At 46.4% G+C, this 12,532-nt stretch carries 9 protein-coding genes; 5 read left to right on the top strand and 4 right to left on the bottom strand.

Annotation, left to right across the window (positions count from 1 at the left end; translation table 11 throughout):
• Positions 1–454 (bottom strand): hypothetical protein (locus B3K91_RS06220; RefSeq protein WP_292594326.1); only part of this gene is annotated, 454 nt, incomplete at its 3' end.
• Positions 455–731: 277 nt separating this feature from the next.
• On the opposite strand from B3K91_RS06220, the gene B3K91_RS06215 reads away from it, so the two are divergent.
• Positions 732–2,123, top strand: a complete 1,392-nt coding sequence (locus tag B3K91_RS06215; RefSeq protein WP_292594324.1) for an MATE family efflux transporter — start codon at positions 732–734, stop codon at positions 2,121–2,123.
• Here B3K91_RS06215 and B3K91_RS06210 read toward each other — a convergent pair.
• Together B3K91_RS06210 and B3K91_RS06205 are read right to left on the bottom strand one after the other, a co-directional pair.
• The gene (locus tag B3K91_RS06210; RefSeq protein WP_214059987.1) at positions 2,120–3,025 is read right to left on the bottom strand and encodes an isoaspartyl peptidase/L-asparaginase family protein; all 906 of its coding nucleotides are present in this window, start codon (positions 3,023–3,025) and stop codon (positions 2,120–2,122) included. The two genes, B3K91_RS06215 and B3K91_RS06210, sit on opposite strands and share 4 nt — an antisense overlap.
• A gap of 158 nt (positions 3,026–3,183) precedes the next feature.
• The gene (locus tag B3K91_RS06205) at positions 3,184–4,050 is read right to left on the bottom strand and encodes a MurR/RpiR family transcriptional regulator (protein WP_214059986.1); all 867 of its coding nucleotides are present in this window, start codon (positions 4,048–4,050) and stop codon (positions 3,184–3,186) included.
• A gap of 283 nt (positions 4,051–4,333) precedes the next feature.
• On the opposite strand from B3K91_RS06205, the gene B3K91_RS06200 reads away from it, so the two are divergent.
• The 4 genes from B3K91_RS06200 to B3K91_RS06185 are packed head-to-tail and all read left to right on the top strand — an operon-like array spanning position 4,334 to position 9,086.
• Entirely contained in the window at positions 4,334–5,314 is a 981-nt protein-coding gene (locus B3K91_RS06200) for an ABC transporter substrate-binding protein (RefSeq protein WP_292594320.1), read from the top strand.
• A 59-nt stretch (positions 5,315–5,373) separates the two neighbouring features.
• Positions 5,374–7,068, top strand: coding sequence for an ABC transporter permease (locus B3K91_RS06195; RefSeq protein WP_214078931.1), 1,695 nt, complete (start codon positions 5,374–5,376; stop codon positions 7,066–7,068).
• A 4-nt stretch (positions 7,069–7,072) separates the two neighbouring features.
• A complete protein-coding gene (locus B3K91_RS06190) occupies positions 7,073–8,152 on the top strand; it encodes an ABC transporter ATP-binding protein (protein ID WP_102819017.1) in 1,080 nt (359 codons plus the stop codon).
• A 1-nt stretch (position 8,153) separates the two neighbouring features.
• Positions 8,154–9,086, top strand: a complete 933-nt coding sequence (locus B3K91_RS06185) for a hypothetical protein (protein ID WP_214060087.1) — start codon at positions 8,154–8,156, stop codon at positions 9,084–9,086.
• Between the two features lie 234 nt (positions 9,087–9,320).
• Here B3K91_RS06185 and B3K91_RS06180 read toward each other — a convergent pair whose 3' ends face one another.
• Positions 9,321–12,479: a PAS domain S-box protein gene (locus tag B3K91_RS06180; protein ID WP_292593301.1), complete on the bottom strand. Its 3,159-nt coding sequence runs from the start codon at positions 12,477–12,479 to the stop codon at positions 9,321–9,323.
• Between the last annotated feature and the right edge of the window lie 53 nt (positions 12,480–12,532).

The raw sequence follows: 12,532 nt of genomic DNA, 5'->3' as shown, positions 1-12,532 counted from the left end.
CAAAATAGTAGAATGAGGGATCCCCCTCTTCCTCCCCTTCTCTGTAGAATCCTCTTGCGGCCATATTCTCCAGAGTGATTGGGTCTGTGTCATATCCTTCGTACTTCAAAGAAGAGACCGAAGATGCGAAATAGTAGAATGAGGGATCTTCGTATTCTTCGCCTTCTCTGTAGAAACCTCTGACCTCCATGTTTTCTAAAGTGAGTGACTCTAGATTGTCTGCATTATCTTTGACAGAGGGGACATTCACCACGAAAACGTAGGATTCGTTGACTTCTTCCTCCAGGTAGAACCCTCTCGCCTCCATGTTTTCTTTTTTCAGGGAATCTTCTTCGACTGTCTCTTCAACATTAGGTTCGTACATCTCGTCTATCGGTTCTTCGGAAAAAACCGATCCACAAAGCAGTATTATTGAGACTAAGAGAAAACCTGATATTAGCTTCATTCTTCTCATGTAATCTCCTCCTCGCGCCAATGAGGCCTCTTATCGGTTCGATCGCTCTATGTAAGGACGATATATGCCTATCGGTCTTTTCCTATCGCAACGAGAGTATAAACCCCGAAATAGCAGCTGAAGGGGTACATTTGCCTCGAACTTGATGGGAACACTTTGCTCAAGAACAGTCTTTTGAGATCTGCTATTCAAGGGTATTGTTAGCGTGACAAATAACTTCATTATCTTGGTGTATTATGAAGTAGAGTGGATTTTCGTTTATGCTGGAGGGTTTCAGTTGAGATTCAGGAGTTCCGAAGAAAGAGCCAGGGCAATGGGGACGATGAAGATTCCCTCTCTGCTCATCGGTCTTTCAATTCCTTCAATCGTTGCAATGCTGACAAATGCTATCTACAATCTAGTCGATACTTTCTTCATTGGGCGGATAGGCACAAGCGCCGTAGGCGCAGTTGCAGTCGCTTTTCCGATATTCAATCTGATTGGAGCCGTTGGTCTGACTTATGGCGTGGGAGCGGCTTCGTATGTCTCGCGTTTGCTCGGTGCAGGAGATAAGCAACAGGCTGATAAAGCGGCATCTACGGCTCTATTTACGAGTCTGGCGACCGGGATAGTATTTACATTCCTTGGATTGATATTCTTGGACGCGCTCCTGACTGCTTTTGGCGCAACTGAGACAATAATGGAATATGCTAGGGAATACACAATGATAATCATTATGGGATCGATCTTCACCATGATGAATATGACAATGAACAACCTAGTTAGAGCGGAGGGTAACGCCCAGAGATTCATGGTTGCCATGGTATCGGGAGCTCTACTGAATGTCGCTCTCGATCCGGTTTTTATATTTGGCCTTGGAATGGGAATAACTGGAGCGGCCGTCGCAACTGTAATCTCTCAGTCCGTTTCGACGATGATAATCCTCGAGTACTTCGTTCGTAAGAAGAGTTACACGACTCTATCGATAAGGCTGTACAGGTTCTCTCTTCAGATATACTCTGAAATCTTCAAAATCGGCCTTCCGACATTCTTGCGACAATCCTTGTCCAGTTTCGCCGTTGCACTGTTGAATAACGCCGCCGGAAACTACGGGGACCACGCCGTTGCGGCCGTCGGAATAACAATGAGGGTTCTTATGTTGGGCATGATGGTTCTATTCGGATACGGTCAAGCATTTCAACCGGTTGCTGGCTATAATTACGGCGCAAAGAAGTTTTCGAGAGTTTTCGAAGCTCTGAGATTTTCGGTGATCGTGACAACGGTCTTTGCAACGGTTTTTGCCATAATCGGGTTGACAATACCTGGTTCGATTATCAGCATCTTCAGTAATGACCCCGAAGTCATCGATGTGGGTTCCAGAGCCTTTAGGGCGGTAAACATTTTCTTTCCCACATTCGGCTTCGTGATAACCTTCACGGTTTTGTTCCAGGCACTTGGAAAAGGTTTCGCGGCTGGCTTGCTTTCGATGTCGAAGCAGGGGTTCTTCTTGATTCCCGCAGTGATTGTCTTGCCAAGGTTTTTCGGACTCAACGGAGTGATTTATTCTCAAACAGTTGCAGATTTCTTTACACTTTTCATTGCGGCTATTCTTGCATTCATGATCGTTAGAAAACTCAAGTCGCAGAGTAGAGAGCTTCCCGTGGAAGAACAGGGGGCTAGTTACACCTAGAAGATTACAGGTGAATTCCCTTCTCTTATGAAGGCCCAAGACATATCTTTGGCAGTGTGACCAATTCCGATGTTCCCATATCTGTCGATCGCTATGAGTCCACATTCACAGTTGAAGTATCTGGCTCTCTCGAGAGCGATGTCTACGGATTTTTGAGCGGGGTATTGTTCCATGAAGAAGGCGACCAGCCTGCTCAGTGTGAGCTTCATGATCTTTTCTCCATGACCCGTTGCGGAGACTGCACCGAATGAGTCCGCATAGGTTCCTGCTCCCAAAATGGGGCTATCTCCCACTCTACCGAAACTTTTCATCATCATTCCGCCCGTGGATGTTCCGGCGACCATTCTTCCGTGGTCGTCTAGTGCGACCGCACCGCAGGTAGAGTGATATTTCTCGGCTTGTTTTGCCAGCTTGACGCTCTTTCCAAATCTAGTCTTCTCGCCTCTGGCGATTTTTTCAAGTTCTTCTTTCCACTGAAGGTGTCTTTTCGGAACGATCAGTTCATCTTCCCTAGGAAACCCTAGAACTGTAACGAATTCCTCCAGTTCGGCTCCGGCAAGCAAAACATGATCGGTTTGCTCCATGACGGCCCGTGCCACCGTTATGGGATGGAGAATTCTCTTAAGTCCGGAAATCGCCCCCGCATTTAGGTTGTTGTCCATTATCGCAGCATCCATTTCTATATCGCCGCGATAAGTAAGTGCCGATCCCCTGCCACAGTTAAAGGTGGGATCTTCTTCCATCACGGACACGGCGGTAACAACGGCTTCTTCTGCGTTGTTCATCTTCTGAAGAGTTGAGAATCCTTGCTTGACAGCCTCTTCGACTCCTCTTCTGTGTTCATCGGCGTCTATTACGCTACTAAAGCTTCCGGTACCGCCGTGTACAATGATGGCCTTCATGCAAACACCTCGTTTCAGGCAATAGAATCTTCCTTGATGAAAACAAGAACACTCCTCTTTAAAAAGCAATTCAGATGCCGCGGTGGGCTAAGTCAATTTCCCTCTTCGATTCCTTTTTTCTTTTCACAAATTAGAGCCTTCACAAACAAGCGATGAAACTACTTGCTCTTTCCTTCAGTACTTATTGCCTTGTAACCTCTCTCCTCTACCTCAAACAACCTTCTCATCTCCTCCATGCCGGTCTTCTTCTCGCTTAGAATGATGAAGTTCCCTATCATTTCCGCTACTGCAACGGGTCCGACGAAGGAATTGCCAAACAGAAGTGAGTTGTTCTCGCACAAAATCGACGAATAGGCTTTTGAATAGACCGGACAGTCAATGGAATCTGTAACGAGCAGAGTTCTTGCGGTTCTTTCACGTGCAAAGTCGATCATGTATTCCACTTCTTTTGAGTATGGAGGAAAGGTCATAACTATCAGAGCGTCATTTCTTTCCATAAGCTTTATTTTGAAGGAAAAGTCGGAGACCGATCCCGACAACAACCAGGTCGGCTTCCGCTGGAGAACGGAGATTGTGTACCGCATCAACGAAACCACGTGTCTTGTAGCGCCAAAGCCCCCGAAATAGATGTTCCTGGCTGTCCTTATAGTGTCCACCCATTTGTGAAGCTCTTCTTCTCTGATCCCGGACAGAGTGTTTTTGAGATTGTTGATCTCATTCTGTCTTAGCAATTTCAACTGGTTTTCCACCGGAGCCATGTCAAGTTCTGTCGTTGCGATCTTTTCATACGGAGATAGCCTTCTTCTAAGTTCGCGCTGGATAGCCTTTTTCAGTTCATTGAATCCCGAGAAACCGAGACGCCTAGAGAATCTGACTACAGATGCCTTGCTAGCGCAGGCCATAGAGCTGAGTTCTTCAATGGACATGAATCCCACTTGCGAGTATTCTTTGAGAATATAGGTTGCTATCCTTTTGTAAGCAGGCGATAAACCATCTTTTATTTTCGCTATTTCTTCGGATACCATTGTTATCAACCTTTCGGCAAGGAATTAGTTAATCACTTATTTTATGAAACTATCTTTTCATAATAATAGCATAGTGAAACTATATTTTCATAACTGTTTTCGCTGATTTTTGGAAAAAACTGAGATGATCGGTGAACTGTCAAAGCTTGATCTCGATGCTCAATTTCGTGAGAGATGATTTGGTAGATTTGATGTGATCAAGGTCTGTAGGAATTAGTTTGGAAACATTCTACTTAGCAGTTCATGATGATAGAATATAGCTACACTAATAGGAGGTGGATTTATGAAGCGAGTTCTTATCCTTACGATCTTTCTGATGTTAGTAGCAGCGGCCTTTTCAAACCTGGTGGTTTATTCCAGTGTGGATGAGGCAAATGCAAGGAAGATATTGAACGCATTTGTAGAGGAGACCGGAGTCAAGGTAGATTTCGTATTTCTTTCATCCGGGCCGGCGCTTGCACGAATCGAAGCAGAATCAAACAATCCACAGGCAGATGTTTGGTTTGGGGCTCCTTTGGAAAATCACATTATTGCAAAGGAAAGGGGACTTACGCAGTCGTATAAGACACTGAGCGTGTACGGTGTATCTCCAGAATTCTATGATGTTGAGGGCTATTATCACCCGATTTACATGAATCCTCTTGGCGTTGGAGTGAACACTTCAGTTATTGAGCAGATCAAAGCTTCTGTACCGGAAACATGGGAAGATCTCCTTGATTCTTCATACAGGAGAATGATACAATATCCAAATCCACAGTCTTCAGGAACTGCATACAGTCTGATAACTGGTCTTGTGAAGATTTACGGTGAAGACGGGGCTTTCGAGTATCTGAAAAATCTCGCTCCAAACATCCAGACCTACACACAGAGCGGAACTGGACCCTCCAAGGCCGTCGGCCCCGGTCAGGTTGCGCTTGGAATTCAGTTCACCCCTGCTTTCTTCCAGTTCATGGAACAGGGATATCCCGTCACCGTGATTTTCCCTAAGGAGGGCGTACCATACGAAGTGGCATCCGTTTCGATTCTAAAGGGTGCCAGGAATCTCACCGATGCCCAGAAGTTAATTGACTGGGTTGTGTCAAAAGCCGGTCAGCAGCAGGTGGTTGATCAAAAAACCTTCTTCTACCCGATCAGGCCAGATGTTGACTTCGGCAGTCTGCAGCCTCTTTCGACCATTAACCTTGTTTCAGTAGATCCATCCTGGGCTGCAGAAAACAAGACCAGACTTATCGAAAGATGGATTAACGAAGTGCTTCCATACTAACGATCACTTAGATTTGCTTTGAGGGGGAGAAATCCCCCTCTTTAATAGGAGGTCGTCCTGTGGCTATAAGGGGAGAAGAAGCAAAAAATAGGTTTCTGAATCTTCTTAGGGATCCAGTTCTGCTTTTGATAATAGTCCTGATATTCGCTGCCCTGGCAATATTCATTGTCTATCCCCTATTCAGGGTTTTCGCGGTCAGTATGACCGACAAGGAGGGCAGATTTGACCTGAGCGCGTACAGCCACGCCTTCTCGAATCGATACATGAGGCAGGGCTTCTTCAACAGCCTTTTGGTGGCTAGCCTTACGGCAATATTCGGAATGCTTGTCGGGTATCTGTTTGCTTACACTCTTAACAGAACGGATATTCCGCTGAAGGGCTTTTTCAGAACCGTTGCCGTTCTGCCGATAGTCTTTCCACCGTTTATTGGCGCACTTTCTATCATAATGCTATTCGGATTCAACGGGATCATTACCGCCGGGATATTCGGGATCAGGAATTTCCCGGTGTACGGTTTATGGGGTCTCATGATGGCCCAGGTGGTCTGCTTTTTTCCGGTTGCCTTCATCACATTGGACGGCGTTATAGGAACCATCAGTCCGACACTTGAGGATGCCGCCTTCAATCTCGGTGCAAATCGATGGCAGGCCTTCAGGAAAGTAATTCTTCCGATGTCGGTTCCGGGTATTGCCAGCACAATGCTCGTTCTATTCATAGAATCGCTCGCCGACTTTGGAAATCCTTTGATTCTTGCAGGCAGCAAATTTCCCGTGCTCTCAGTTCAGGCATACCTGCAAATAACCGGAATGTTTGATACTAGAGGGGGCGCTGCCCTCGCGGTCTGGTTGCTATTCCCTTCCATAGTGGCATTCGTAATCCAGAAGTACTGGGTAGGGAAGAAGAAGTACGTCACGGTTACAGGGAAACCGACGACTTCCGTCCTGAAAAGCGTCAGTAAACCGGTGAAATGGATTCTATTCTCCCTATGTATGTTAATTGCGGTCTTCACGCTGACTATTTATGCAACTATATTCTGGGGAGCTTTCGTTAAGGCGTGGGGGATGAACAACACCTTCACCCTCGAGAATTTCAGATACGTCTTTGATGTTGGACTGGAAGCAATCAAGGACACTCTCATTATTGCTTTCACATCCACACCGATATCTGCCGTTCTTGGCATGATAATCGCGTTTCTTCTGGTTCGTAAAGTCTTTCCCGGAAGAAGAGTCATGGAATTCACTTCAATGCTAAGTTTCGCAGTTCCGGGAACAGTAATCGGAATAGGTTATATTCTTGCATTCAACAAGCCTCCGTTGCTGCTGACTGGTACTTTGGCAATACTCGTTCTCAATTTCGTCTTCAGATATATACCCGTTGGAATACAGTCGGGTGTTGCTTTGCTCAACCAGGTAGATCCTGCGATCGAAGAGGCGGCATATACACTTGGAGCAGATAACAGGCAGGTTTTCACGAAAGTGACGCTGCCCCTTATTATGCCGGCCTTCTTCTCCGCTCTAGTCTTTGCCTTTGTAAGGGCGATGACTGCAATCAGCGCGGCGATATTTCTTGTTTCGGCCAGATGGAACCTGATAACAGTTCAGATACTGAGTCAGAGTGATTCCGGACGTCTATCGGAAGCATGTGCCTTTTCTGTGCTGTTGATCGGTATGATTATGAGCTTCATTCTTATATTGAAGATCTTCCTGAAGAACAAAATTAGTCTATCCAGCGGTGGAACGGCGGGACAGGGGTGATTACATGAGTCTGATTCTGAGAAATGTTAGAAAAGTCTTCACGAGTTATGGTACAGAAACAGTCGCCGTTGACGACTTCGATCAAGAAATCGGAAAGGGGCAGCTTGTAACACTCCTGGGTCCTTCGGGATGTGGAAAGACGACCACATTGAGAATCATTGCCGGGTTCGAAGTTCCGACAAATGGTCGAGTTTTGCTGGATGGGAAGGACGTCACAAACCTGCCTCCCAATAGGAGGAGCATTTCGATGGTCTTCCAGAGTTACGCTCTCTTCCCTCACCTAACTGTGGAGGAGAATATCGCTTTTGGTCTGAAGCTGAAGAGACTTGATAAGAAAACCATGAAGAAAAAGATACGGGAGATGACAGACCTGGTGGGTCTTAAGGGTCTTGAAAAGAGACGGCCAGATCAACTGTCCGGCGGTCAACAGCAGAGAGTTGCATTGGCGAGAAGCCTTGTTATGGAGCCGAGCGTTCTTCTTTTTGATGAGCCGCTCTCGAATCTCGATGCGAAATTGAGGGAATCGATGAGGCTCGAAATCCGTCGAATACAGCAAGAGGTTGACATCACCAGTGTGTACGTTACTCACGACCAGGTAGAGGCGATGAGTATTTCCGATGTCATTGTGGTAATGAACGACGGAAAAGTAATGCAAATAGGAAGTCCGTTTGATATCTACGCCAGACCACAGAACAGTTTTGTAGCAGATTTCATCGGACGGGTCAATTTCATCGACGGGGAAGTGGAATCTGTCGACGGCGACTCAGTGACCGTGTTGTGCAGCTCTCTGGGAAAGAGGTTTGTGGGCAGTAAGGGAGGTGAATTCGCTGTCGGAGACAGTGTTAGGATAGTATTGAGACCGGAATCCCTTTCTGACAGGGAAGAAGACAAGATCAATATTCTTAATGGGAAGGTCTTGAAGTATGTCTTCCTCGGATCGAATGTTGAATATGAGATAGAACTTCCGGATGGAAAGAGGTTGAACGCAGTGACTTTCAACCCGATTGAAAGAAAGTTTCCCGTTGTAGGCAAGGAAACCGAACTTTTCTTCTCAAAGAAAAGTGCATGGGTCATAAAGAGCTGATATGGATGGTCATGATGTTCTGACCTATTACTGTCTGGATAGGTGCAAGGGCTTTCTCTCTGAGAAAGTAGAGGTTACGCCTTATACTTATGAAGAAGAAGACCCAGGCCCTTACAGTCTTTCAGAGAGAGGCTTCGAAGATTATCTGGGGCGACAGTACCTTTCCGATTCGGACGAAGAGCTGCGGTTGGATTTCTTCGAGAATTCGGTGCCGATCGAGGGCAAAGCCCCCGCCTGGCAGATAATGACCATCTACTCTTATGAACCTGATTTTGGAATGGACAGAGACCTAAAGCTCTCTCCACTGCAAAGGTTTATGGGAAGCAGCAGAATGTGGCGACATGAAGAGTATCACATCATACTTCGCTTTGGCGAAGTGACAAAGAGATTCCTTCATTTCGATCAAATGAGCGAACTAGCTATGCAAAAGGGTGACAGGTACTGGGCACTGAGATTTGCGGCCCGTGCCATTCACTATCTCGAGGACTGCGGAACCCCGTACCACACCTCTCCGGGGACCCTCTTCGAAGTACTCAAGATTCCTTTTCTATACAAGAGGCAGTTCAAGAAGATAAGCACATTCCACAAATTCCACGACAGGTACTTAGGCTACCGGCTTTGGAGAGAGTACGGTACGTACATTGAAGAGATCAAGACCGCGGAGCCCAACGATCCAAAATCCCTAGAAGTCGTGGCTAAAACAACGAGAAGGGAAGCATTGCGGCTTCTTCCCGAGACCGAGCGATCAATCAAGACTTTGCTCGACGAGGACCCGCCGATGTTTTCCGGAATAGAGTGCTCAAAAGATTACTATGACAATCTGGTTGCTTGTAAAGATACAAGCGAACTTGACCGAATAAGTCGTAAAGTGCTGAAGAACACCTCTTCAGCTGTGAAGACATACCTGAAGCATCTTGACCGGAGGTTCTCTTAGAAGATCCATTGGGGAAAGAGCCAAGGCACAGAAAAGCCTCTGGGGACGCAAAGCTGCCTTCGGCAAGAGGCGAGGCCGACTATGTCGGGAGGTGACGCTTCTGCGCAGGAAGTGATTCTGGAATAAAACTTCAGACGCAAGGCTGGGCAAGAACGGCCAGGTCGGAATGCTGCCTTCGGCAGGTGGCGAGGAATCAACAACGAACAACTTCATTCTTGAGAGAGTATCAGAGCTTTAGGATTTGAACTCAAATCCCTCGTCGAAGACTTCTAGGCAGACATTAACGACCTTTCTGTCGTAATACTTGCCCGAGTTTTGGATTATCTCTTCAAGGGCCTTGTCCATTCCCAGCGAAGCTCTGTATGGTCTGTGTGAAGACATAGCTTCAACAACATCGGCTACGGCGATTATTCGGGCTTCAATTCTAATATCGTCTCCCTTAAGTCCTCGAGGGTAACCCGAGCCGTCAAGCCTTTCATGATGCTGGAACACTATTTCCGCTATAGGCCACGGGAAATAGACTCCCTTAAGTATTTCGTAACCCTTTGCAGAATGCTCTCTAACAAGGTGATACTCGAGATCGTTAAGTCTCACGGGCTTTGTCAGTATTTCTGTCGGTACCGCACTCTTTCCTATGTCGTGAAGCAACGCGGCAACTCGAATCGATTCGATAATGTCCTTGTATTTATCATTATCTGAATATAGTCTTCGGGCAATAGCAACTGAAAGCTCACTCACCCGTTTCTGATGGCCGGAAGTGTATGGATCTCTCGCCTCGACAAGAGATGACAGTGTGTTTATTAGTGATTCAAGGCTTCTTTGAACCGACTCCTCTGATCTCTTTCTTTCGGTAATATCTAGAACGATCGCGACGAATACACGCTCATATTCGTCTTCATGTAGTTGAAGTCTCACTTCCACGGGATAGGCAGTTCCGTCTTTTCTGACATGCTCGGTCTCAAAGACTTCATAGGACATCGGGTCTTTTTTGAGTCTGTTCAGAACTTCCTCAAAAACTCCTCTATCCATCTTAAGTTGCAGATCCAGAGGAGTCATTTTACGCAGTTCATCAAGAGTGTAACCCGAGTTTTCCGTAGCTCCTCTATTCGCTTGAAGGAAACGCAATGAGTCCGGGTCGAACAAATACATCTCATTGAACGAGAGATCTATGACACTCCCAAGCCTCTTAAGGGCCATTTCGGCAATCCTTCGACTTGTAATGTCCAGAGCGATAGCGGCGATCATCGGTTTGTCGCCGTCGGAAGGTATGGGGAATTTCTGTACATAGAGGATCTTCTCCTGACCGTCGGCAGCCATAATCCTTTCTTCCCTCACTATCTGTTCTCCATTCTGAGTTCGCAGGTCGTCGTCAAGTATATCTCTGCCTAGCTTTCCGGGGTAGTTTTCCTTCGGATCTCTTCCAATCCAGTCGTCCTTGAACCCGAACATCTTGCTTGCAAAATCGTTGAAGTATGTCATTCTCAAATTGCTGTCCGAAATGAATACTGCTCCCGGAAGTCTATCCATGAACAGAGAGAATCTTCTCTGGAGAAGTTTCTCGTTCTTCTCAAGCTTGAGCTTGTAGATTGCGTAAGAGATATCGTCGACTATTTCGGAGAAGAGGTCTCTTTCTTCCTTTGAAAGATAGAAACTTGCCTTAATGACAACTGCCATGGCCCCCATGCAGTTGTCAGCAACTCTTAAGCCTTTTGCAAACACCGCAAGATCACCGGAGTCGCTAAATGTCAAGCACTTCTCGTGGTATTCCTTACTTCCGATCGAAATAACGCCTTCCCTTTCCATTGCCTCTCTCAGCATGGGAGGAATATGACCTGATTCTAAACTGGATTCTATTTCCAGCAGTTGAGATCTACTGAAGCCCGAGGCGGCCCAGCTTGAAAGGTCCCCATTATTGGTCAACAGAATCATGCATCTCTCAAACCCTCTGGAGCCGGTCATCAACTCGGCACTCTTCTTTATGAGATCATCGATATCATTTTCGGTAACGATCAGACGATTAACTCTTCTAATTGAGGAAAGAACTCCGCTCTGGTGTTCTAGCTGAGCTTCAATTCTCATTGATGAAATGCCGAATGAGATGTCTTCAGCAAGCTCCTCTAGGAGTCGAACTTCCTCGCTATCAAAAGCGTCTTCATACTCCGAGTAAATCACCAGGCTGCCTATTACCCTCTTATCGACTAAAAGAGGGATTGCAACCGAGGCTTTCAGCCCGTACTTCAAAACAGTGTCTTTCCAAGGCAGATAATCGGGGGAACGATCAATGCTTCTGGTAATAACGGTCATTCCGGTCTTAATAGCTTTTCCTATGGCACTTCTGCTCAGTTCGCTTTCATCCCAGGTAATTGCAACTTCAAACGGATAGTCCTTTGCCTTTCCGCTGACGGCAACCGGGTCAAGAGTCTTTTCTCCGGGCCTCTTAAAAGCTACCCAGGCAAGCGGGAAATCTCCAATCTTGGCGACGATATCACAAAGTCCATTGAGAAGAGATGCTTCTTCCTTTGCATGAACCAAGAACTCATTTGCCCTTAACATCAGTGTTAGCAACTTGTTAAGCCTTTGGAGTCTCATTTCGGCCGCTCTGTGCTGTGTTAGATCCGTATGGATCCCGACCATTCTCAAGGGTTCGCCGCTACTGTTCCTCGATACTACCTTTCCACTGTCGAGAACCCAGACAGACGAGCCGTCCTTCCCAATAAGCCTATACTCCAGCTGATAATTGGGTGTCTTGCCTGTAAGGCATTTCTCCAGAAGAGACTCCACTTCAGCGAGATCTTCCGGATGAACTCTCTTCTTCCATTCCTCTACGCTACTGGAGATCTCTTCATCAGAGAAACCCAGCATCTCCTTCCATCTTCTTGAGAAGAAAACGTGACCGGTCTTGATATTCCAATCCCACACACCTTCTTCCGAGGCGTCTATTGCAAAAGTCAACCTTTCTAGACTGTCCTTCATATCGTCCTGAATCGAGATTCTCTCTAGTGTATTTGAAAGAACCGAAGTCGCGGATAAGAGTAGCTTCCTCTCTTCTTTCAGGAAAGGTTCATCTTTGAAGAGTGATTCGTTGATAAGCGATATACTTACCTCTCCCATCTTCTTTCCATTTACGACTATGTCGGAAGAGATCGCCCTTTCGTTCGACCAATTGTCTCCAGAATTCCAGATACTCCCGTTGAATTCGATTCTTATAGATACTTGATCGGTGAACCTGAATCCTTTGGGAAGCTGATCAATTAGCAGACTGACTGCTTCATTTGCTGTCGAGGATCCGTGAAGCGCGCTGGAGATCTTGTAGATACAATCCAGTTCTTTCATTCGCTCCTGAAGAGCGAAGACGAATTTCTCCAGCTTGTCGCTACCTTCTTCAATCGTCACATAAACGCCTCGCTCTGCAGTAGTCTAGAATCATTCTAGCATTAAACAGCCAG

This window comes from Mesotoga sp. UBA5847 (genome assembly GCF_002432735.1).
Classification (GTDB): domain Bacteria; phylum Thermotogota; class Thermotogae; order Petrotogales; family Kosmotogaceae; genus Mesotoga.
This window is presented reverse-complemented; position numbering and strand designations above follow the sequence as displayed.